Genomic DNA, 20,801 nt, shown 5'->3' on the forward strand with positions numbered 1-20,801 from the left:
TCCGCCACGCTGCGCACGTCATCACGAGGACTGACATCAGACCTCCGGGCGCGGTGGCCCATCGAGCAGATCGACGGGTGGAGAGACCCGGGTCCACGACCCGACCCCGGAAAGCAGAACCATGAGCGTCTCTCCCCTCGTCTGGGCCCTCACCATCGTGGGTGTCCTCGGCCTCCTGGCCTTCGACTACTTCTTCCACGTGCGCAAGGCGCACATCCCCACCATCCGCGAAGCCGCCGTCTGGTCGGCCATCTACGTCGGCATCGCCCTGCTGTTCGGCGTCGGCGTGCTCGTCTTCGGCGGCGCGGACATGGGCACCGAGTACTTCGCCGGTTACGTCACCGAGAAGGCGCTCTCGGTCGACAACCTCTTCGTGTTCCTCGTGATCATGGGCGCCTTCTCGGTGCCCCGGGAGGACCAGCAGAAGGTGCTGCTGTTCGGCATCACCTTCGCGATCATCGCCCGCTCGGGCATGATCGCGCTCGGCGCGGCCGCGATCGATGCGTTCTCCTGGGCCTTCTACCTCTTCGGCGCGATCCTGCTGTACACCGCTGCCAAGATGATCATCGAGGAGCTCAAGCACGACCCCGACGCGGAGCAGGAGGACGGCATCTTCGTCCGCCTGGTGCAGAAGGTCCTGCCGGCGACCGACGAGTTCGACGGCGACAAGCTCTTCACGATCGAGAACGGCAAGCGGGTCCTCACCCCGATGCTCCTGGTCATGATCGCGATCGGCGGCACCGACCTGCTGTTCGCCCTGGACTCGATCCCCGCGATCTTCGGCCTGACCCAGAACACCTACATCGTGTTCACCGCGACGGTGTTCTCGCTGCTCGGCCTGCGCCAGCTGTACTTCCTCATCGACGGCCTGCTGGACCGCCTGGTGTACCTCTCCTACGGCCTGTCGATCATCCTCGCCTTCATCGGCGTGAAGCTGGTCGTCCACGCGCTGCACGAGAACGAGCTGTTCTTCCTCAACGGCGGCGAGCCGATCCACGCCGTCCCCGAGATCACCACCTCGCTCTCGCTGACCGTCATCATCGGGGTCCTCACCATCACGGTGCTCGCCTCGCTGTTCTCCCCCAAGGGGCGGGCGCAGGCCGCCGTGAACGACGCCCACCGCGAGGCGCAGGCATACATCGAGATGACCTATGCGACCTTCGAGGAGCGGCGCGACGCGATGTACGACCGCATGATCTCCCACGAGAAGATCGTCGACGGGCTCCCGGCGAAGTACGAGGACATCGTCGTGGCCGAGAAGAACGTGCGCGACCTGCTGGCCGACGCCCACCGGATCCATGACGCGCGCCTCGCGCACAACGAGCGCGGGGAGCGCTCCGACGACCAGCCCGCGGGCCTCGTGGTCACCCGCCCCGACGGCACCGTCGCGACCGACCCCAGCGGCAACGTCATCACCGTGGCCCAGGAGGAGGAGGACCTCGCCCTCAAGGAGGCCAAGCATCGCGAGCGGGAGCAGGCCAAGGCGGATCACGCCGCGAGTCGCCGTCGCTGACCCTCCCCCCGCGCACGTGCGGGACGGCGAGGCGGTGCACCGCCAGCACGATCAGCAGCTGGGCGGTGATGTACGTGGTCATCACCCAGACCGGGTGCGCCGGGAGGGTCAGGACAGCGAAGGCCTCCAGGGCGATCAGCGCGTCGGAGACCATGAACACCGCGCCGCCGAGCCCGCCGAGACGGCCCACGCCGGTGGACAGCACCGCCATCACCGTGATCGCCCCGGCGTAGAGGATCACCGCCGGCAGCAGCGGCCCGGCCCCCGCTGCGCTCAGCACGACGGTCACCAGCGCCACCGCGAGATAGGGCAGCAGTGCCGCACGGCGCCCCCACCTCCCGCGATCGGTCCGGCCCCCGCCCAGCAGGGAGCCTCGCCGATACGGCCAGAAGGCCGCCGCGTAGACGAGCTGCGCGACCAGGAAGCCGCCCACCATCCCCAGGAAACCGGCGTCCCCGCCGACCAGGCGCGGGATGACGTCGCCGATCCAGGAGAAGCCGAGGGCGACGAGCACCAGGGTCACGAGACGGGCGCGAGGGCTCCGGGTTCCTCGCCACAGTGCGAGCGCCAGCAGCGGCATCAGCAGCACCTGCGTGAGCGCCGCGAGAACGACCAGGCCGAGCAGCTGCGCCGCGAGATGGACGGCGGAGACCACGACCAGCCCGGCGATCGCGGCCCGCATGGTCACCCCTCGGCGGAGCCGGTGTCGGTGTCCGGGTCGATGTCGGTGCCCGGGTCGGAGTCCTGGTCGGGAACGGGGCTGCTCAGCGGTCCGCCCCAGCCGTACCGATGGACCCCCTGCGAGGCGGGCACCGAGGCAGCGGAGTCGGGATGCGCGGCCATCGGCCCGCGAGTGGCCCAGGCCCAGTAGTCGGTGAGGGCGCGAGCCGCCGGCTCCGGGACGGCGGCCGCCCGGACCGCGCGGGCGAAGGCCGCGATCGCTGCGGCGTCCATCTCCTCATGGGAGCCGTTGCCCGCATGCAGCCGGTCCACGTGCGCGGGGGCACCGTACCGACGGGAGTACGCCTCCGGCCCGCCGAGCGCCTCTGCGAGATAGCACGCGAGCCTGTCCACGTGGTCCTCGGCGTATCCGTGCGAGAAGGCGTGGGAGACGAGGGGGTCCGCGAGCGCCTCGACATGCCACTGCCGGGCGACCCGCTCCATGGCGTCCATGCCGCCTGCCGCCTCGTAGATGCTCCGTCGCATGCTCCCGCGCACATGACAAGGCTACGCGTCCCTGCGGCGGGGGAAAAGCCCTGGCGACGTCCGCACCCGCGATGGCACGCTGGGGCGATGTCCGACCACGACGTCCCCACCCCTCCCGACGATCTGGACGCGCTGCTGTCTCTCGCCTCCGCCCACGGTCTCGACCTCGACGGGAGCACCCTGCGCACCGAGGAGATCGGGCTCGACTTCCGGGTCGCGATCGCCCGGGCTCATGACGGCCGGGACTGGGTGCTGCGCATCCCCCGCCGGCCCGACGTGCTCGACCGCGCGGAGGTCGAGGGGCGGCTCCTGGCGGCGATCGCACCGCAGCTCGAGGTCGCCGTGCCCGACTGGCGCATCAGCACCTCCGCCCTGATCGCCTATCCCCTGCTGCCCGGCGAACCGGCGCTCAGCGTCGCCGCCGACGGCGAGGTGACCTGGCACCTCGACATCACCTCCCGCACCTATGCGGAATCGCTGGGGTCGGTCGTCGCGCAGCTGCACGCGATCGACCAGGACGAGGCGGCCGCGACGGGCATCGAGGTCCGCACCCCCACGGAGGTGCGGGAGGCGTGGAGCCGAGATCTCGAGAGGGTCGCCGGGGCGTTCGAGATCGCCGCGTCGCTGCGGGAGCGGTGGGAGGCCTGGATCGCCGAGGACAGCTACTGGCCGCAGCATTCGGTGCTCACCCACGGCGAGATCTACCCGGGCCACACCCTGGTGGAGGGCGAGCGCATCTCGGGGATCCTCGACTGGACCACCGCCGCGATCGGCGACCCCGCCAAGGACCTGATGTTCCACCAGGTCAGCGCCCCACCCGAGGTGTTCGAGCTCGCGACCGCCGCCTACACCGCGGGCGGCGGGCGCCTCTGGCCGCGCTGCGCGGAGCACTGCGCCGAGATGTTCTCCGCCGGTCCGATCGGGTACGGGCTCTTCGCGCTCGAGACCGGCGCTGCCGAGCATCGGGAGGCGGCCGCCGCGGTGCTGAACCCGCCCGACGCGGGCTGAGCGCGCAGCCGGACGAGGAGCCGGTGGCGTCGCCTGCGTCGCCTGCGGGGCCGACGGCGCCCGTGGCGCGGTCGTCCTCTGCGCAGTGACCTGGGCGACACCGCCGAGGTCATCTCACACTCGCGGACGCCCACCCACCCTCCGGAGCATCACCCCTGGGCACAGCCCCGCTTGACGTCAAGACGCGAGTTGTCGCCGCGTCGAGGAACGGTCAAATCTCCGTCATCTCCCCCCGGGACTGCTTGCCGGGACGGGGAGGGGACCCCCTAGCGTGGCCGACGTTCGACACCGCGAGACCCGCCGCCTGCGGGCTTCGCGCACCCGCGAGATATGCGAGAGGACGTGTCCATGTCCAAGCAGAGCACGCACGCCAAGAGAACCCCCACCGCCTCCCCGATGCGCCGCAGCCTGACGCGCTCGGCGGTCGCCCTCGCCGGCGGCGCCTTCGTCGCCGCCGGCATGCTCAGCACCGGCACCGCCGCGAACGCGGCCGGCGGCTGGGACGAGGTCGCTCAGTGCGAGTCCGGCGGCGACTGGTCCATCAACACCGGCAACGGCTACTACGGCGGCCTGCAGTTCTCCCAGCAGACCTGGGAGGGCTATGGCGGCACCGAGTACGCGCCGAGTGCCGACCAGGCCTCCAAGAGCCAGCAGATCGCGGTGGCCGAGAAGGTCCTCGCGGGTCAGGGCGCCGGCGCCTGGCCGAACTGCGGCGTCCACCTCACCGGCGGTGCGGACACCGGCGGCGCTCCCGCACCGGAGGACTCCGACTCCTCGGACTCCGACTCCTCGGACTCCGATTCCTCGCAGGACTCCGCGCAGGACGGCGACCAGCAGGACTCCACGCCGAGCCGTGAGTCCGAGCAGCAGGCGGACCGCTCGGCCGAGCGCGAGAGCTCCGAGCCCCAGGGCGACTGGAGCTGCGACGGCGACGGCATCCCCGGCAACTGCGACGAGAACGGCTTCACCAAGGAGACCGAGCAGCCCGAGCAGGAGGAGCAGGAGCCGGCACAGCAGGAGGAGCAGCAGGAGCAGCCGGCGCAGGAGTCCGAGGCCGGCTCCCACGCCACGGGCGACCTCTCCGTCGCCGGCACCCTCGAGGTCGACGGCACGATGGGCCCGAAGACCGTCACCGCGCTGCAGGACTGGCTGGGCGTGGAGCAGACCGGCGAGATGAACGAGGAGACCACCCTCGCGCTCCAGGCCTGGGTCGGGACCGACCAGGACGGCACCGTCGGCGAGAAGACCGTCGCGGGCCTCCAGCACGAGGTCGGCGCCGAGCAGAACGGCTCCGACGAGATGGACGAGGACACCGTGGAGATCCTGCAGACCTTCCTGAACCTCTACTGATCCCCACGGCGGCCGCGGCCCTGCAGAGGGCTGCAGCCGCGGAGCGGCCTCGCCGCACTCCCCCGGACGGCCGGGTCACCCTTACCGGTGGCCCGGCCGTCCCTCGTCGTGCCGCCGACGACGCCGTCGACCTCCCGGAGGCGTCGAGACCCTCGCGCGCGCGGACCTGGGAGGGTCCCAGGCCTGCCGACGTCCCGGATCCGACGGCGCCCCGGACCTGGCGGGAAACCCAGCCCCGAGGGCAACCGGCGGCAATATTTCCGTCCTCCGCGCCGGTGCCGCCGCTGCAGTGACACGGCTCTCATCGCGCCCACTATCGCAACTCCCCAGGTGAACGGATTGCTACTCATGAGTTGACACTCTTCGAAGCAGCTTCCCGTCGTGCAACTCCTGGCAACAAGGTCGTGAGAAGTTGCCGTCTCGCCAGACTCGGACCACCGCTCGCCCGGCTGCCCCCGGCGAGCACAGCGAGTCAGCACCCCGGCGCCCAGAGGCGCCCGGACGCTCGCCGCTACTCAACGATGAGCCTCGAGGAGCACGACGATGAGCATCCCGCAGCACACTCTTCCCACACCGGGGAAGCCCGCCCCGCCGATGTCGACGACGCCGACGGGCCAGCGCCCCTTCGGCTTCCGGGACAAGATCGGCTACATGTTCGGCGACTGGGGGAACGACTTCACGTTCATCCTCCAGTCCACGTTCTTCCTGATCTTCTACACCAATGTCATGGGCATCAACGCCGCGCACGTGGGCACCCTGCTCTTCGCCGCCCGCATCCTCGACGCCTTCACCGATGTGGGCGCAGGTCGCCTCATCGACGTGATGAAGCCGGGCCGTTCGGGCCGCTTCAAGCCGTGGCTGCTGCGCATCTGCCTGCCGGTCACCGTCGCCGCGTTCCTGATGTTCTCGCCCTTCCTGCAGGACGGCAGCTACGGCACCCGCCTGGGCTGGATGATCGTCACCTACGTGCTGTGGGGCTCGGTCTTCTACACCCTGATCAACATCCCCTACGGCTCGATGGCCTCGGTGATCTCGAACAAGCCCGGTGAACGCGCCTCGCTCTCGGTGTTCCGCTCCCTCGGCGCCACCCTCGCGAACCTCGCGATCTCCGTGCTCCTGCCGCTGATCGTGTTCGTCCAGGTCGCCGGCCGCTCGGAGATCTCCGGCACCCGGATGATGCTGGCGGCCGCCGGCTGCGGCATCCTCGCGGTCATCTGCTACCTGCTGTGCTTCGTGAACGTCGAGGAGCGGATCGAGACGCCTCCCAAGCCCCGCGAGCAGCGCATGGGCTTCGTGCAGATGATGGGCACCCTGGTCACCAACCGCGGCCTGACCGGCCTCATCGCGACGTCGCTGTTCATGCTGATCGCCTTCATGATGCTCGGCGGCATGATGCCGTACCTGCTCAACGAGTACTTCAACAACGGCCAGCTGCTCAGCGCGGTCAACTTCGTGGGCCTCGCCCCCACCCTGCTGCTGGTGCCTTTCGCCTCCAAGCTCGCCAAGGTCTTCGGGAAGAAGGAGGTGGGCGTGGTCGGCATGACGCTGGCCGTCCTCTCGGGCGTGGCACTGTTCCTGATCCGCACCGACAGCCCCTACGTGTTCATGGTCGGCTACGCGCTGCTGATGCTCGGCGTCGCGGCGCTGAACATCCTCATCTGGGCGTTCATCACCGACGTGATCGACCACCAGGAGATCCGCACCGGCGAGCGCAACGACGCCACGGTCTACGGCATGTACTCCTGGGCCCGCAAGCTGGGCCAGGCGATCGCCGGCGGCCTCTCCGGCTGGGCACTCGGCTGGATCGGCTACCTGCCCGGCGGGGTGCAGCAGCCCGAGAGCGTGCTCGAGGGCATCTACAACCTCTCGACCCTGCTCCCCGCAGGCCTCGCCCTCGCCTCCGTGCTGGCGCTGGCCTTCTGGTATCCGCTGTCCAAGAAGCGGGTCGACGAGAACGTCGCGCTGCTCGAGGAGCGCCACGCCGCCGCTGCCGAGAACCGCGAGGCCTGAGCGGGCCCCCGCCGTCGGCCGCGCCTCGGATCGAGGCGGCCGACGGCGGTAGGCTCATATCGGAGACCGCTTGCCCGCAGGTCATCGGCACCGCATCCGTCGGCGGGCCCCGCGCCCGCCCCGCCGCCCACAGACCACGACCATCCCCCACCCGCCCACCCGTCCACCCGTCCACGGCGACCACGGCGACCACGGCGACCACGGCGACCACGACCACCCACCACAGAACGGAGACAGCATGTCGGAGAAGAACGTTCGGCTCGGCATCATCGGACTCGGCACCCAGGGCGGCATGTACGCCGGTGTCATCAGCGAGGGCAGGGTGCCGGGCATGACCCTCGGCGCCATCGCCGACGTCGACCCCGCGAAGAAGGAGCTCGCCGCGGAGAAGCACCCGGGCGTGCCCTTCTACGACGACCACCTCGCGATGCTCGACTCCGGCGACGTCGACGCCGTGGTGACCACCGTCCCCCACTTCCTCCACCCGGAGATGACGATCACCGCGATCGGCAAGGGCATCCACACCCTCACCGAGAAGCCGGCCGGGGTCTACACGAAGCAGGTCGAGGAGATGAACGCCTTCGCGGCCGAGCATCCCGAGACCACCTTCGCGATCATGTTCAACCAGCGCACCAATCCCGTCTACACGGACCTCAAGGCGCTCATCGACTCCGGTGAGCTCGGCGCGCTGCGCCACACCTCCTGGATCATCACCACCTGGTGGCGCCCGCAGGGCTACTACGACCAGTCCGAGTGGCGCGCGACCTGGGGCGGCGAGGGCGGCGGCGTGCTGGTCAACCAGGCCCCGCACCAGCTGGACCTGTGGCAGTGGCTGTGCGGCACGCCGCAGAAGGTGTTCGCGAAGCTCGCCTTCGGCTTCCGGCGCGACATCGCGACCGAGGACGAGGTCAATGCGCTGGTCGACTTCGGCGACGGCGCGACCGGCCACTTCATGACCTCCACCAACGACATCATCGGCACCGACCGCCTGGAGATGCTCTTCGACAAGGGCAAGATCGTCGTGGACTCCTCGAAGAAGGTGACCGTGTACCGCCTCACCGAGGACGAGCGCGCGCTGAGCGACACGCTGTCCATGCAGGACGTCGCCCGGCTCTTCCGCGGCGAGGTGGACCCCTCCGACACCTACACGGTCGAGGAGAAGGAGTACGAGTCTGCCTGGGGCCAGCAGCACATCGACGTGCTCAGCAATTTCGCCGCGCACGTCAACGACGGCACCCCGCTGATCGCCGACGGCGCCGAGGGGATCAACGGCGTGCGCCTGGCCTCGGGCATGCAGCTGTCGGCCTGGACCGGCCGCGAGATCGACCTCGTGGACTACCCGGCCGAGGAGTACCTCGCCGAGCTCAACCGGCGCATCGAGGCCGAGGGGAAGTTCGGGGCCCGCTCCTGAGCACCCCCGGTGCGGCCCGGGGCGGGCCCTGTCGTCGGCCCGGGCCGCACCCCACCACCCCATAACGCACACGTCGAAGGAGAACACCCATGCCCGTCCTCGGACTCCAGCTCATGATGCTCAAGGACCAGATCAACGACCAGGGGATGTACGAGGTGCTGCGCCAGGTGCGCGAGCTCGACATCGGCGCCGTGGAAGTCTCCCAGGTGGAGATGACCGACGAGCTGATCGAGGACCTGGTGCGCGGCGGGACCGACTTCGACGTCGAGACCGCCGCCATGAGCGCGTCGATCGCCCCCGGCGGCAACGGTTTCGCGCTCGAGACCGAGTTCGACCGCGCCGTCGGGGCCTGCCGGAGGACGGGGGCCCGCTTCCTGCGCATCGGCATGATGCCGCTCTCGGCGATGACCTCGAAGGAGGCCTGCGAGGAGTGGGCCGCCTCGGTCGAGCCCTACGCCGCTCGTCTGGCCGAGCAGGGCGTCACGCTGTGCTACCACAACCACCACGTGGACCTCATCCAGTTCGACGGCGAGCGCATCTTCGACATCGTCCGCCGCGTCGCCCCGTCGCTGCTGTTCGAGGTGGACCTCCACTGGGTCCAGCGCGGCGGGATGGCACCGCTGGACATGCTCGAGGCCTACACCGGCGCCTGCAAGCTCATCCACGTCAAGGACTTCCGGGTCGCCCCGCTGCCTGCGGAGACCGTGGCGAAGCTCGAGTCCGGGGAGATGGACAGGTCGGAGTTCCACGGCGTGTTCCAGTCGTTGTCCCAGTTCGCCGAGGTGGGCCAGGGCAACATGAACTGGCCGGATCTGCTGCCCGCCGCCGAGCGGGCCGGCGCCGAGTACTTCCTCATCGAGCAGGACGACACCTACGGCCGCGACCCGATCGACTGCATCCGCGAGTCCCGCGAGTACCTGCGCTCCATCGGGTACTGAGCGGCCCCGGGCGCTGTCAGCCCTCCGCGGTCGAGGGCTGCAGGTAGGTGCGGACCTCGCGGATCCTCGCACTCTTCGTCGTGCCGGCGAACCGCAGCACGTGGCAGAAGTCCACGCGCTCGTCGCCGCGCATCAGATATCCGTCGCAGGCGGCGAGGCGGCCGTGGTTCAGCACCGTGAGGATCTCCCCGCGCTCTGCGGAGAAGGGCGGCGGGACCGGGCCGGCCCCGTCGGCGCCGTCCGTCGGACCGTCGGCCCGCGTCTGGCCGACGAGCACCCAGCGGAGGTCCTCGTGCAGGTGCTCGCGCACGGCCGTGTCGTCCTCCGCCGCCCAGGCCGCGGCGAACTCCGCCACGATCGCCATCCGGGGCGAGTTTCCGCAGTCCTCGGGAACCTTCATGTCCATGGCCCCACCCTAGGGGCGGCTCCCGGTTCGTGGAGAAAGACGGAGGTGAGCAGGACGCGGCGGGATCGAGGACGCCTGAGGAGCATCCGTCCGCGGAACGTCTCCGAGAACCGCCTTGCGCTTGACGTGGCGTCAAGCGCAAGGATGGGGCGGGCACCGAGGGGAGCGGCGCAGACGAGCCGCCGCCCGGGCCGAGGGCACAGGACGCCGAGAGGAGGAGCCATGAGAGCCGATCAGGGGACGCAGCATCACCCGGGGACGCAGCAGGACCAGGGGGCGCAGCAGGAGTGGTCGATGCAGGAGATCGTGAGGATCACCGGCACCACCAGTCGCACGCTGCGCCACTACCAGCAGGTGGGCCTGCTCTCGCCGAGCCGCACCGGCCACGGCGGGCTGCGGTTCTACGACCGCGATGCCCTGCTGCGCCTGCAGCGGATCCTCGTGCTGCGGGAGCTGGGTCTCGGACTCCCGGAGATCAGCGGCGTGCTCGAGGAGCGGGTCGACGTCGTCTCCGCACTGCGGGAGCACGCCGAGCAGCTCGAGCACGAGCAGCGGCGCCTGGCCCGCATCGCCGACTCGGTGCGCACCACGATCCGGAGTCTCGAGACAGGAGGAGAGATCATGGCGGACACGATGTTCGACGGATTCGACCACACGCAGTACCGGGAGGAGGTCGAGGAGAGGTGGGGCGAGAAGGCCTACGCCGATTCCGACCGATGGTGGCGCGCGCTCAGCGCCGCCGAGAAGGAGGAGTTCCGCACGGAGATCGATGCGCTGGTCGCCGGCTTCGCGGACACCTCGCAGCGCGGCCTGCCCGCGGAGCACGAGGAGGTCCAGGCGCTCACGGCCCGGCTGCACGCCTGGATCGGCGCGGGCTGGGGAGGGAAGGAGCCGGGCGCTGACGCCTTCGTGGGCCTCGGGGACATGTACGTCGCCGATCCCCGGTTCGGGGCCACCCTCACGGTGGACGGGCGGGCGTTCGCCGAGCACGTGCGCGACGCCATGACGGTCTACGCGCTCGAGCACCTCGTGGAGGGATGCGGGTCCGGGGCGTCCTCCCCCGCGGAGTGATCCGCCTCCACGCAGGGCGCAGGGCCCGGGACGCTGTTCCCGGGCCCTGCCCCGTCCCGAGAGACATCGCACGGAATGCCATTTCCTGACCGGCGACTGGGTGCTCCTGCAACACGATTCCCGGTTTCGGGGCGTAGCGTCGCCCGCGCCAACGATCTCAGGAGGCACAGTGAAGGTTCCCAGCAGCCGGACACTCCGGCGCACGCTCGCCGCGGTCAGCCTGACCGCGGCGATCGCCCTGACCGGATGCAGCGATGACGAGTCCGCCTCGGGCGGCAGCGACCAGGGCGGGCAGCAGCCCGCCGCGAGCGACGGCGGCGACTCCCCGCTGGCCGGGCAGGACGGTGCGGCGCCGGAGGCGCCCGAGGCCGACCTCTCCGACGTGCCGGACGTCGTGGCCACCGTCAACGGCGAGGACATCACCAAGGACGAGTTCAGCACCGTCTACGAGAGCCAGCTCCAGCAGATGGCCATGCAGCAGCAGAGCACCGGCGAGGAGGTCGATCAGGCCGACCTCAAGGAGCAGGTCGCGAACCAGCTGGTGGACAACGAGCTGCTGCTGCAGGGGGCCGACGAGGCCGGCATCGAGGCGACGCCGGAGGACGTCGACGCGACCCTCGAGGAGATCGCCCAGCAGAACGGGCTCGGCTCGGCCGACGAGGTGGTCTCCGCGCTCGGTGAGCAGGGGGTCAGCGAGGAGCAGGTGCGCGAGGACGCCGCCTCGCAGTTCGAGCTCACCGCCTACATCGAGCAGGAGGCGGACATCGAGCAGCCGTCGGACGAGGAGCTCAAGGAGCAGTACGACGCGCTCGTCGAGCAGCAGTCCGACAGCGGCGGCGACTCCTCGCAGATCCCGCCCTTCGAGGACGTCAAGGAGCAGCTCGCCGAGCAGACCGTGACCCAGCAGCAGAACGAGGCGGCGACCTCCATCGCCGCGGAGCTGCGGGAGGCCGGCGAGGTGACCGTCAACCTGTGACCCCGCGGCCTCACTCCCCCCGGGCGGAGGCGGCGCAGCGCGTGCAGGGCCCGTCGGCAATCGCCGGCGGGCCCTGCCGCGCTCCCGGTGGTCCGGTGCCCGAGTCCGGCGCCGGTGGTTCAGAGGTCCCGGCGGGTCCGCGCGCGCACCGCGTTGCGGACCGAGAGCGCGACGACGCCGAGCAGGAGCACGTAGATCACGATCGTGATCGGGCTCGAGACGAGCACCCGCGGGTCGCCGACGGAGGACAGCAGCGCGTCGCGCAGCGAGGACTCCGCGAGCGGTCCCAGCACCATGCCGATCATCAGCGGCGCGACCGGGTAGTCGTAGCGACGCATGAGGAACCCGAGCACGCCGATGGCCAGCAGCAGGACCAGGTCGAAGACGGCGCCGGAGACGGCCCAGATCCCGAGGCCGCAGAACAGCGTGATCCCTCCGTAGAGGTACGGCTTCGGGATCAGCAGCAGCTTCGCCCACAGCTGGGCGAAGGGCAGGTTGATCACCAGCAGCACGACCATCGCCAGGAAGAAGCTCGCCAGCAGCGCCCACACCAGCTCGGCGTTGTTCTCGAACAGCAGCGGTCCCGGCTGGAGGCCGTACTGGCGGAAGGCGGCGAGCATGATGGCGGCGGTCGCGGACACCGGCAGGCCCAGCGCCAGCAGGGCGCCCATCGCCATGCCGGTGGTCGCGTTGCCGGCGGCCTCCGGCGCGGCGAGACCGCGGATGGCGCCCTTGCCGAACTTCGGCTCCTTCCGCCGCCGGTCCAGGCGCCGCTCCGCCTCGTAGGCGAGGAAGGTGGGCACCTCGGCGCCCCCGGCCGGGATCACACCGAAGGGGAGCCCGATCACGGTGCCGCGCCCCCAGGCCGGCGCGGCCTCGACCAGCTCCTTCCTGCTGAGGAAGGGGCGGCCCCCGCCGGCGCGGACGCGCAGGTCCTCCCGGTCGCGGCGCACCCGCGAGGCGACGAAGAGCACCTCGCCCAGCGCGAGGACGGCGACGGTGACCGTCACCAGCGAGATGCCGTCGAACAGCTGCGGCGAGCCCAGGGTGAAGCGGGGCAGGCCCGAGACGCCGTCGATCCCGATCAGGGTGATGCCGATCCCCAGCACGAGCGCCGCGAGCCCTTTGAGCACGTTGTCGGCCACGACGGAGGAGGTGGCGATGAAGGCGAACAGCGCCAGGGCGAAGTACTCCGGGGGCCCGAACGCGGAGGAGAGCGCCACCAGCGTGGGCGAGACGAACACGACCAGGACCGAGGCGACCATGCCGCCGATGAAGGCACCGATCGCGGCGGTGGCCAGGGCCTGCGGGGCACGGCCCGCATTGGCCATCCGATGGCCCTCGAAGGTGGAGGCGATGGCCGAGGCCTGCCCCGGGGTGTTCAGCAGGATCGCCATGGTCGAATCGCCGAACAGGCCGCCGAAGTAGACGCCCGCGAACAGGATGAAAGCCGCCGTGGGATCGAGGGCGAAGGTCATGGGCAGCAGCAGCGCCACCGCCATCGAGGACCCGAGGCCGGGGAGCACGCCGACGGCGGTGCCCAGCAGGCAGCCGACGACCACCCAGAGCAGGTTCACCGGTGTGAGGGCTCCGGCGAAGCCCTGCATCAGCAGATCGAGCTGTTCCATCAGAATCCTCCCCCCAGGATCCCGGAGGGCAGGATCAGTCCCAGCCCGGTGCCGAAGATCAGGTAGACGACCGAGCTGAGGAACAGCGCGATCAGGATGTCGAAGAGCGGGCGACGGGAGCCGAAGCCGTGGGCGGTGCACCAGAACAGCAGGGCGCCCGCGAGGATCCAGCCCAGCCAGGGCATCAGCAGGGCGAAGGCGAGGAATCCGCCGGCCACCCAGCCGAGGGAGGCGAAGTCGGAGTGGGTGCGGTGACGACGTCCGGAGGTCTCGGCGACCGGCTCCGGGGTGCGCAGCACGCCGAGAGCGAGCAGCACCGCCAGCAGCAGGCCGACGCCGCCGAGGATGACCGGGACGAAGCGGGGTCCGGGGAAGTCGGTGTCACCGGCGGGCATGAGCACCGCACCGATCAGCAGGAACAGGCTGAACGCCGCGAGCAGACCGGGCATCAGCAGGGCCGAGCGCCCGTGCCAGAAGCCGTGCTGCCCGGAGGACGGCGGCGGTGCGGGGTCGGGGGTCGCAGCGGGCTCCTCCCGGGTCATCCTCGGATCTCCTCGAACAGGGCGGCGATCCGCTCGGTCTCCTCGGTGACGTACTGCGCGAGGTCCGCGCTGCCGAGAGGGACCTCCTCCCAGTAGTTGCGCGCCACGGCGTCCTTCCACTCGGGGGTCGCGACCGCCTCCTCGAGCAGGAGCTCGAGCTCGGCGACCTGGTCCTCGTCCACCACCGGCGGGGCGAACATGGCCCGCCAGTTGGTGAGGGTGACGTCGTAGCCGAGGTCCACGAGGGTCGGGATGTCGATCCCGTCGAGCGGTTCGGGTGCCACGACGCCGAGGCCGCGCAGGCGACCCGACTCGATCTGGGGGTACATGTCCGCGAAACCGCCGGCCGTGGCCTGGGCGGTCCCGTTGAGAAGGGCCTGGATGGCCTCACCGCCGCCGTCCGAGGGGATGTACGTGGTCTGGCCGGGATCGATCCCGGCGGCCAGGGCCAGATCGGTCATCACCAGCTGGTCGAAGGAGCCGCCGCCGGTCCATGCCAGCTGCGCAGGATCCGCCGCCCACCCCTCGACGAGTGCGTCGAGGTCCTCATAGGGGGACTCTGCGGGCACCGTGACCAGCGCGTACTCCTCGACGACGCGCGCGATCGGGGTGACGTCCGAGATGACGGAGGCGGTGTCGAACTGGATCTGGGCCGCGATCTGACCGGTGCCGCCGACCATCAGGGTGTTGGGCTGGTCCAGCTGGGCGACGCTGCCCAGCGCGATGGTGCCGCCGGCTCCCGGGATGTTGACGACCTGCACGTTGCCCACGAGCGAGTTGGAGCGCATGGCCTGCTGCATCTCGCGCTGGAAGGCGTCCCAGCCGCCGCCGGCCGCGGCAGGGGCGACGAGCGTGAGGTTCGAGCGCACGTTGGTCCCGCCGGCGCTCGCCGTGATGGACTGGTGGGCGGCGGCGGCGATGACGGGGGCGGCGAGCACCCCGAATCCGATGCTCAGCGCGCGGCGGCGGCTGGGTTCCGGCGGCGGCTCCGGCGGCGGCGCCGGCTCGTCCGCGTGTGCCATGGCACGTCTCCTTCGTCGTGGTCCTGAGGGGGTCGCGGCACCGCGCCGACCTGCGCCGCGGTGAGCAGACCCGACAGTGTACGCACGATCCGCCGTGCACTCGTGCCGCTGGTCACCCATCGACTAGGGTGCCGACCACCGCCTCGTGAAGGAGCTCCCCATGACCGTCCTCGTCGCCGGCACCGACACCCCCGCTGGGAAGGCCGCCTACCGCTACGGGATCGAGGAGGCACGCCGACGGGGTGAGGACCTCGTGCTGTTCCTGCTCGAGGGCACGCACACCCCGGCGTCCGAGATCGGCGAGGTCCGGGAGACCGTCGAGCATCCGGACGATCGCGGCCACTCCCCCGTCGGCGACCTCATCGACCGCGCCGAGCGGGACGACATCTCGACGCTCGTCATCGGGGTGCGGCACCGCACGGCCGTCGCCAAGCTCTTCCTCGGCTCCTCCGCCCAGCAGATCATCCTCGAGGCGAACAAGCCCGTCATCTGCGTGAAGGCCTGATCCGCACCCGCCCCGAACGGCCGGTCCCGCTCCCTCCCCGAAAGGACGCCCCGATGATCCTGATCAACGTGAAGTTCCCCGTGAAGCCCGAGTTCGCCGACCGGTGGCCGGAGCTCTCCCGCGAGTTCACCGAGGCCACCCTCGCCGAGCCCGGCAACCTGTGGTTCGAGTGGTCCCGCAGCGTGAAGGACCCGAACACCTATGTGCTCATCGAGGCGTTCACCGACGAGGGCGCGGGCCCGCACGTGAACTCCCCCCATTTCGCGACGATGCAGCAGGAGTTCCCGCAGTACCTCGCCGCGACCCCGCAGATCGTCTCCCACCAGGTCGAGGGCGAGGGCTGGGGCCCGATGGGCGAGCTCAGCGTCGAGTGAGGAGAGGGCGCCGATCGCGCCCGCGCCGATGCGGACCCCGGGCCGACCGCCGCCTCGCCGGACGCGGTCCGTCGTGCCGCGCTGTGCGGATGACGGGATGTGACGGAGCGGTCGCCCTCTGTCCATGGCGCAGCTAAGGTCGCCCAGAAGTCGCGCCATGGTCGGATCGCGACGTGGCCCGTCCCCACGACGAAGGGAGCACCGTGAGCTCTCCCCCACTGCACCGGCTCCGGGACCGCGACGCGCGCCGTCCGCGGGGATTCGCCACGCGTCAGCTGCACGCCGGGACCCTGGGATCGACGGACACGCCGCCCGGATCCCCGCGGGCCACCCCGGTGCACCTGAGCGCCGGATTCGTCTTCGACGACTTCGCGCAGGCCCATGCCCGGTTCTCCGGGGAGGACGAGAGCGGCGACGTCTACACGCGCCACGGGAACCCCTCGGCGCGGTCGGTGGAGCGACGACTCGCCGCGCTCGAGGCGGGCGACGGCGGCGAGGCCGGCCACGCGGGCGGAACCGACGCCGCCGGCGCCGAGGCGATCTTCGTCGGCAGCGGGATGGCCGCGATCTCCGGCACGCTGACCGGGCTGCTGAACAGCGGCGACCACCTCTGCGCCTCCTCGAGCATCTACGAGGGCACGCGCGCGCTGCTGGACGAGCACCTGGCCCGCTTCGGTGTCACCGTGACCTTCGTCGACCGGCCCCAGGACCTCGATGCCTGGCGCGCCGCGTTCACCGACCGCACCCGTGCCGCCTTCGTCGAGACGATCCCCAACCCGCTCAACGACGTCTCGGACATCGCCGGGATCGCCGAGATCGCCCATGCGCACGGTGCCCCGCTGATCGTCGACAACACCCTCGCCACCCCCTATCTGTGCCGTCCGTTGGAGCACGGCGCGGACGTCGTCGTGCACTCGGCGAGCAAGTTCCTCGCCGGCCACGGCACCGTGCTGGGAGGGTTCATCGTGGTCGGGGGCTCCTTCCCCTGGGACGGTGGGCGCTTCCCTCAGATCAGCGAGGCTCTCGCCACCGGCTCGCTCCCCTCCGGGCCCGGGCGCGATTCCCTGGCGGACTACCTCCGCGGCCTCGTCATCCCCCGGCTGGGCGGTGTCGCCTCGCCGCTGAACGCCTTCCTCGTCGAGCAGGGGCTGGAGACCCTGTCGCTCCGGATGGAGCGGCAGAGCGCCAACGCGCTCAGGATCGCCGGGCACCTCGCCTCCCATCCGCTGGTCGAGCGCGTCGACTACTCGGGGCTGCCCACCAGCCCGCATCACCGGACGGCGAACAGATATCTCGGCTCCGGCTACGGAGCCGTCCTCTCCGTGACGCTGACCGGCGGCCTCGAGGCCGCCCGCGCGCTCCATGACAGCCTCGAGATCTTCACCCGGATGACCCACCTGGGGGACGTGCGCTCCCTGGTCCTCCATCCCGCGACCACCACCCACGTCCAGCGCACCGCCGGCGAGCTGGCCGAGCGAGGGGTCGGCCCGGGCCTGCTTCGCCTCTCCATCGGCATCGAGGACGTGGAGGACCTGCTCGCGGATCTCGAGCAGGCGCTCGCCTCGATCACCCTCGCCGCACCGACCCACGGTGTCCCGACCCATGGCGCCCGGGCGGATGCGCCGGCAGTGCTCGCCGTAGCGGGCGGGGAGGGCCGCTGACCATGGCACGCCCTCAGCACTTCGGGTGGTTCCTCTCGCGCGGCTTCGGTCCCCACGGCTGGGGCCGCCCCGACTGGGAGTGGGGCTACGACTGGCGCCGCCCCGATCTGTACCAGCAGTCGGTGCGCACCCTCGAGCAGGCCGGGCTGGACCTGCTGATCATCGAGGACGCGCTGTCCGCCGGATCCCCCGGCACCCTCGACCTCCGTGTCCGCGGGGCCTACGGCGGCCCGAAGCACGATCCGCTGATGCTGGCCCCCTACCTGCTGGACGCGAGCGAGCGGATCGGGATCGTGCCCACCGTGAACGTCGGCGCGGTCCTCCCCTACACCGCCGCCCGGCAGCTCGCGACCCTGCACCACCTCAGCGCGGGCCGCGCCGGGGTCAACGTGGTCACCGACGTCAGCAGCGCCCGCCACCTGGGCCAGGAGCGGCTCGGGCATGACGCCGCCTACGACCGCGCGGACGACTGGATCTCGGCGATCGAGGAGCTGTGGTCGAGCTGGTCGCCCGGTGCGGTCGTCGAGGACGTCGCCACGGGGCGCTACGCCGACGCCTCCCGGATCAGCACGTCCCGTCACGACGGCGAGTACTTCCGCCTGGAGGGTCCGCTCAACGCCATGCCCTTCGACGACGGCGCGCCGCTGATCGCCTCCCCCGGCGGCTCCCCGCGCGGCATCGCCTTCGCCGGCGCCCACTCCGACGTGCAGCTGGCGCTGGCCCGGCTCGACATCGACTCCCTGCGCGGCTACCGGCAGCGGGTGCTCGACGCCGCCGCGGAGCACGACCGCCAGGAGGCGATCCGCACCCTGTTCGTGCTCAAGCCCCAGCTGGTGGCGAGCTCGCAGGAGGCCGACCGCCTCGTCGCCGCCTCTGCGCGACCCGAGGAGGCCGATCTCGCGCGCATCGCCCAAGCGTGGTCCTCGGACGCGGAGACGGACCTGACCCGCCTGGACCTCGACGCACCCCTGGGCCCCGGGGTCTTCGGGGAGCACGTCTCCCGCGGCACCATCGCGGGCCTCCGCGGGAAGCATGCGGAGGACCCCGACGCCCCGCTGCGGGAGATCCTCGCCCAGCACGCCCGGCTCGGTCGGCTCTCCGAGCGGAGGGGGTTCGTCGGCACCGCCGAGGAGCTCGCCGACTTCATCGAGGAGGCCGGGGAGCATGCCGGGTCCGACGGCTTCCTCTTCTCCGGCGACCTGCACCCCGTGACGGTCCACCGGATGCTCGACGACCTGGTCCCGGCGCTGCGGCGGCGCGGGATCCTGCGGCGCGAGCACCCACCGGGCGGGGTGGGTGCGAACCTGCGGGACTTCTGAGCCTGCGTCCCTGCGGTGATCGAGCGGTCCGGGGCCGAGTCGCCGCGCCGTCCCCTCCCCCGATCACAGGGAGCGCTTGAGGCCCAGGTGACTGTCGACGTATCCCAGCCGTTCGTAGAAGAGGTGCGCCCGGTCGCGGGAGCGGTCGGTGGTGAGCTGAGCGAGCGTGGCCCCGCGGGCCCGTCCGTGGCGGTGGGCCCAGTCGAGCATCGCAGCACCGACCCCGTGGGAGCGCACCGAGTCGTCCACCCGCACCCCCTCGATCTGCAGGCGGGTGGTGCCGCCGCGGGAGAGGCCCGGGAGCACGCTCAGCTGCATCGTGCCCACGACCGTGCCGTCCTCCTGGCGCACCACGGCGAGGAACTGGGCGTCGTCGCGGTCGATGAGGTCGAAGGCCCGGTCGTAGCGGTCACGGTCCTCGACCTCCCGCTGCCTGCCCAGCTCGTCGTCGGCGAGCAGGGCGACGATCGCGGGGACGTCCTCCCGCGAGGCGCGCTGGATCCGCATCGTGCCGCCCGAGGTCTCCAGCACCTCCCCCACTCCGGTGCGGCCCAGCTCCTGCAGCCTGCGGATCAGCCCGTCGAGCCATCCGCCCACGTTCTGCCGCGCCTCGAGCGTGTCGGGATAGCGGCAGCGCAGGTGCAGGCCGGCGTCATCGAGCACGAGCCAGAGCATGACGCCGTCGGTCCGGGTGGTGGCGCTGACGTACTGGGCCTCGAGTGCGGTGGAGTCCAGACGCACGGGAAGGCGGTTCATCGCGAGCCATGACACGGCGAACATGCCGGGCGCCTCGGGCATCCCGCCCCAGGGACGCAGCACGTCCTCGAGCGGCCAGGACCCCAGGTGGATCGCCTCCTTCACTGCGGCGGTGCACGCGGCGGGCTCCGGGTCGTCGGCCTCGAGCACCGAGTTGGTGATGAACCAGCCGACGGAGTCGTGCCAGGCGGGCTCGTAGCGGCTGTGCACGGGGAACACCGCGCGCAGCGGCGACCCGGCGAGCTCGCGGGTGACCGCCACCATGGCCGAGACCGTCAGCCCCAGCGTCGAGGATCCCTCGGCGCGGGCCCGGGTCGCGAAGGCCGCCGCCTCGTCCACGTCGAGCACGTCCCTCACCTCGACCCGCTCCGGCTGCGGGAGGCTCTCGCCGAGCGGCAGGGGGAAGCGGGGCATGACGTCGTCGCCGGCGCCGAGGATCTCCGCCCAGCGGCGGTGCACCTCCGCCGGGGCGGACTCGCGCGCGGCGAGGGCCCGGGTGTGCTCGGCGAAGGCGGGGACCGCTGCCGGGACGACGCCCGCGGTCGCGGGGTCGAGCAGGGCCAGCAGGTCACGGGCGAGGACCAGCATCGACCACATGTCCACATGGGCGTGATCCGCCGCCAGGATCAGGGTGGGGCCGGCCGCGGTCTCGAGCACGCACAGGCGGTGCGAGGGCCGCGAGAAGGGGCGGCAGGTGGCGTCCAGGACCTCCCGCAGGGCGTCGTTCGGGGCCTGGCCCGGCGCGATCGGATGCTCCACCCAGCGCCCCTCGCCCATCGGGATCTCGTGGAGCTCCGGTCCGTTCCCGTCGCCGGGGGCGAAGCCGGTGCGCAGGGTGCCGTGCCGGGCGATCACCTCGAGCCACGCCTGCCCCAGCCGCTCCCGCGGCACGGGTCGGTCAAGGGTGAGCGAGAGCGCCGTCCAGGACCCGGCGCGGTCCCCCGCTCCGACGTGCCGGCGCTGGTCGAAGGAGAGCGGCAGCTCCGCGCCCTGCTCGCCGGGGGTGGTCGCATAGCCGTACAGGCGCCCGAACGGCAGCCGGAGATGTGCGACGTTGGTGAGCCTCATGGCGGTAACCTATCGGCCCATCGGGGCAGGCCCGGGC

At 71.4% G+C, this 20,801-nt stretch carries 19 protein-coding genes; 12 read left to right on the forward strand and 7 right to left on the reverse strand.

The genetic code is table 11. The features are described from left to right. Nucleotides 1–121: 121 nt before the first annotated feature. Nucleotides 122–1,513, forward strand: coding sequence for a TerC family protein (locus ACT3SP_RS12440; protein ID WP_444587608.1), 1,392 nt, complete (start codon nt 122–124; stop codon nt 1,511–1,513). Here ACT3SP_RS12440 and ACT3SP_RS12445 read toward each other — a convergent pair. Both ACT3SP_RS12445 and ACT3SP_RS12450 read right to left on the reverse strand, forming a co-directional pair. Further along, entirely contained in the window at nt 1,446–2,195 is a 750-nt protein-coding gene (locus ACT3SP_RS12445) for a lysoplasmalogenase family protein (protein WP_444587609.1), read from the reverse strand. The two genes, ACT3SP_RS12440 and ACT3SP_RS12445, sit on opposite strands and share 68 nt — an antisense overlap. 2 nt (nt 2,196–2,197) lie before the next feature. Next, nucleotides 2,198–2,719, reverse strand: a complete 522-nt coding sequence (locus tag ACT3SP_RS12450; protein ID WP_444587610.1) for a globin domain-containing protein — start codon at nt 2,717–2,719, stop codon at nt 2,198–2,200. An 87-nt stretch (nt 2,720–2,806) separates the two neighbouring features. Here ACT3SP_RS12450 and ACT3SP_RS12455 point away from each other — a divergent pair, with 87 nt between their 5' ends. From ACT3SP_RS12455 to ACT3SP_RS12475, 5 genes are all read left to right on the forward strand, one after another. Further along, a complete protein-coding gene (locus tag ACT3SP_RS12455; protein ID WP_444587611.1) occupies nt 2,807–3,727 on the forward strand; it encodes a macrolide 2'-phosphotransferase in 921 nt (306 codons plus the stop codon). 348 nt (nt 3,728–4,075) lie between these two features. After that, nucleotides 4,076–5,077 (forward strand): transglycosylase family protein, encoded by a 1,002-nt coding sequence (locus tag ACT3SP_RS12460; protein WP_444587612.1) that lies wholly within the window; start codon nt 4,076–4,078, stop codon nt 5,075–5,077. 543 nt (nt 5,078–5,620) lie between these two features. Next, nucleotides 5,621–7,087 (forward strand): MFS transporter, encoded by a 1,467-nt coding sequence (locus tag ACT3SP_RS12465; protein ID WP_444587613.1) that lies wholly within the window; start codon nt 5,621–5,623, stop codon nt 7,085–7,087. A gap of 238 nt (nt 7,088–7,325) precedes the next feature. After that, complete coding sequence (locus ACT3SP_RS12470) at nt 7,326–8,498, forward strand: Gfo/Idh/MocA family protein (RefSeq protein ID WP_444587614.1); 1,173 nt, start codon at nt 7,326–7,328, stop codon at nt 8,496–8,498. An 89-nt stretch (nt 8,499–8,587) separates the two neighbouring features. Next, nucleotides 8,588–9,436, forward strand: coding sequence for a sugar phosphate isomerase/epimerase family protein (locus ACT3SP_RS12475; protein WP_444587615.1), 849 nt, complete (start codon nt 8,588–8,590; stop codon nt 9,434–9,436). Nucleotides 9,437–9,452: 16 nt separating this feature from the next. On the opposite strand, the gene ACT3SP_RS12480 is transcribed toward ACT3SP_RS12475, so the two are convergent. After that, nucleotides 9,453–9,842 carry a hypothetical protein gene (locus tag ACT3SP_RS12480; protein WP_444587616.1) on the reverse strand — a complete coding sequence of 130 codons (390 nt, stop codon included), beginning with the start codon at nt 9,840–9,842 and terminating at the stop codon, nt 9,453–9,455. A gap of 222 nt (nt 9,843–10,064) precedes the next feature. Between ACT3SP_RS12480 and ACT3SP_RS12485 the strand changes: the two genes are divergently transcribed. Both ACT3SP_RS12485 and ACT3SP_RS12490 read left to right on the forward strand, forming a co-directional pair. Beyond that, entirely contained in the window at nt 10,065–10,913 is an 849-nt protein-coding gene (locus ACT3SP_RS12485; protein ID WP_444587617.1) for a MerR family transcriptional regulator, read from the forward strand. A gap of 169 nt (nt 10,914–11,082) precedes the next feature. Further along, nucleotides 11,083–11,889: a SurA N-terminal domain-containing protein gene (locus tag ACT3SP_RS12490; protein ID WP_444587618.1), complete on the forward strand. Its 807-nt coding sequence runs from the start codon at nt 11,083–11,085 to the stop codon at nt 11,887–11,889. A 119-nt stretch (nt 11,890–12,008) separates the two neighbouring features. On the opposite strand, the gene ACT3SP_RS12495 is transcribed toward ACT3SP_RS12490, so the two are convergent. The 3 genes from ACT3SP_RS12495 to ACT3SP_RS12505 are packed head-to-tail and all read right to left on the reverse strand — an operon-like array spanning nt 12,009 to nt 15,081. Further along, entirely contained in the window at nt 12,009–13,517 is a 1,509-nt protein-coding gene (locus ACT3SP_RS12495) for a tripartite tricarboxylate transporter permease (protein WP_444587619.1), read from the reverse strand. Next, nucleotides 13,517–14,059 (reverse strand): tripartite tricarboxylate transporter TctB family protein, encoded by a 543-nt coding sequence (locus ACT3SP_RS12500; RefSeq protein ID WP_444587620.1) that lies wholly within the window; start codon nt 14,057–14,059, stop codon nt 13,517–13,519. Before ACT3SP_RS12500 ends, ACT3SP_RS12495 begins: the two co-directional genes overlap by 1 nt. Next, a complete protein-coding gene (locus tag ACT3SP_RS12505; RefSeq protein WP_444587621.1) occupies nt 14,056–15,081 on the reverse strand; it encodes a tripartite tricarboxylate transporter substrate binding protein in 1,026 nt (341 codons plus the stop codon). Before ACT3SP_RS12505 ends, ACT3SP_RS12500 begins: the two co-directional genes overlap by 4 nt. Before the next feature lie 160 nt (nt 15,082–15,241). Here ACT3SP_RS12505 and ACT3SP_RS12510 point away from each other — a divergent pair, with 160 nt between their 5' ends. From ACT3SP_RS12510 to ACT3SP_RS12525, 4 genes are all read left to right on the forward strand, one after another. Further along, nucleotides 15,242–15,586, forward strand: a complete 345-nt coding sequence (locus ACT3SP_RS12510) for a universal stress protein (protein WP_444587622.1) — start codon at nt 15,242–15,244, stop codon at nt 15,584–15,586. Between the two features lie 53 nt (nt 15,587–15,639). After that, entirely contained in the window at nt 15,640–15,960 is a 321-nt protein-coding gene (locus ACT3SP_RS12515; protein ID WP_444587623.1) for a putative quinol monooxygenase, read from the forward strand. 203 nt (nt 15,961–16,163) lie between these two features. After that, nucleotides 16,164–17,621, forward strand: a complete 1,458-nt coding sequence (locus ACT3SP_RS12520) for an O-acetylhomoserine aminocarboxypropyltransferase/cysteine synthase family protein (RefSeq protein ID WP_444587624.1) — start codon at nt 16,164–16,166, stop codon at nt 17,619–17,621. A gap of 2 nt (nt 17,622–17,623) precedes the next feature. Beyond that, the gene (locus ACT3SP_RS12525) at nt 17,624–18,940 is read left to right on the forward strand and encodes an LLM class flavin-dependent oxidoreductase (RefSeq protein WP_444587625.1); all 1,317 of its coding nucleotides are present in this window, start codon (nt 17,624–17,626) and stop codon (nt 18,938–18,940) included. 63 nt (nt 18,941–19,003) lie between these two features. Here the strand turns inward: ACT3SP_RS12525 and ACT3SP_RS12530 are convergent, their stop codons facing one another. After that, nucleotides 19,004–20,764 carry a GNAT family N-acetyltransferase gene (locus ACT3SP_RS12530; protein ID WP_444587626.1) on the reverse strand — a complete coding sequence of 587 codons (1,761 nt, stop codon included), beginning with the start codon at nt 20,762–20,764 and terminating at the stop codon, nt 19,004–19,006. Between the last annotated feature and the right edge of the window lie 37 nt (nt 20,765–20,801).

It is taken from the genome of Brachybacterium sp. AOP43-C2-M15, from assembly GCF_052446295.1.
Classification (GTDB): domain Bacteria; phylum Actinomycetota; class Actinomycetes; order Actinomycetales; family Dermabacteraceae; genus Brachybacterium.

Bases quoted from the DNA above. Each gene is read 5' to 3' on its own strand.
- ACT3SP_RS12440 (WP_444587608.1), top strand. From the start codon at position 122: ATGAGCGTCTCTCCCCTCGTCTGGGCCCTCACCATCGTGGGTGTCCTC.
- ACT3SP_RS12445 (WP_444587609.1), bottom strand. From the start codon at position 2,195: ATGCGGGCCGCGATCGCCGGGCTGGTCGTGGTCTCCGCCGTCCATCTC.
- ACT3SP_RS12450 (WP_444587610.1), bottom strand. From the start codon at position 2,719: ATGCGACGGAGCATCTACGAGGCGGCAGGCGGCATGGACGCCATGGAG.
- ACT3SP_RS12455 (WP_444587611.1), top strand. From the start codon at position 2,807: ATGTCCGACCACGACGTCCCCACCCCTCCCGACGATCTGGACGCGCTG.
- ACT3SP_RS12460 (WP_444587612.1), top strand. From the start codon at position 4,076: ATGTCCAAGCAGAGCACGCACGCCAAGAGAACCCCCACCGCCTCCCCG.
- ACT3SP_RS12465 (WP_444587613.1), top strand. From the start codon at position 5,621: ATGAGCATCCCGCAGCACACTCTTCCCACACCGGGGAAGCCCGCCCCG.
- ACT3SP_RS12470 (WP_444587614.1), top strand. From the start codon at position 7,326: ATGTCGGAGAAGAACGTTCGGCTCGGCATCATCGGACTCGGCACCCAG.
- ACT3SP_RS12475 (WP_444587615.1), top strand. From the start codon at position 8,588: ATGCCCGTCCTCGGACTCCAGCTCATGATGCTCAAGGACCAGATCAAC.
- ACT3SP_RS12480 (WP_444587616.1), bottom strand. From the start codon at position 9,842: ATGGACATGAAGGTTCCCGAGGACTGCGGAAACTCGCCCCGGATGGCG.
- ACT3SP_RS12485 (WP_444587617.1), top strand. From the start codon at position 10,065: ATGAGAGCCGATCAGGGGACGCAGCATCACCCGGGGACGCAGCAGGAC.
- ACT3SP_RS12495 (WP_444587619.1), bottom strand. From the start codon at position 13,517: ATGGAACAGCTCGATCTGCTGATGCAGGGCTTCGCCGGAGCCCTCACA.
- ACT3SP_RS12500 (WP_444587620.1), bottom strand. From the start codon at position 14,059: ATGACCCGGGAGGAGCCCGCTGCGACCCCCGACCCCGCACCGCCGCCG.
- ACT3SP_RS12505 (WP_444587621.1), bottom strand. From the start codon at position 15,081: ATGGCACACGCGGACGAGCCGGCGCCGCCGCCGGAGCCGCCGCCGGAA.
- ACT3SP_RS12510 (WP_444587622.1), top strand. From the start codon at position 15,242: ATGACCGTCCTCGTCGCCGGCACCGACACCCCCGCTGGGAAGGCCGCC.
- ACT3SP_RS12515 (WP_444587623.1), top strand. From the start codon at position 15,640: ATGATCCTGATCAACGTGAAGTTCCCCGTGAAGCCCGAGTTCGCCGAC.
- ACT3SP_RS12525 (WP_444587625.1), top strand. From the start codon at position 17,624: ATGGCACGCCCTCAGCACTTCGGGTGGTTCCTCTCGCGCGGCTTCGGT.
- ACT3SP_RS12530 (WP_444587626.1), bottom strand. From the start codon at position 20,764: ATGAGGCTCACCAACGTCGCACATCTCCGGCTGCCGTTCGGGCGCCTG.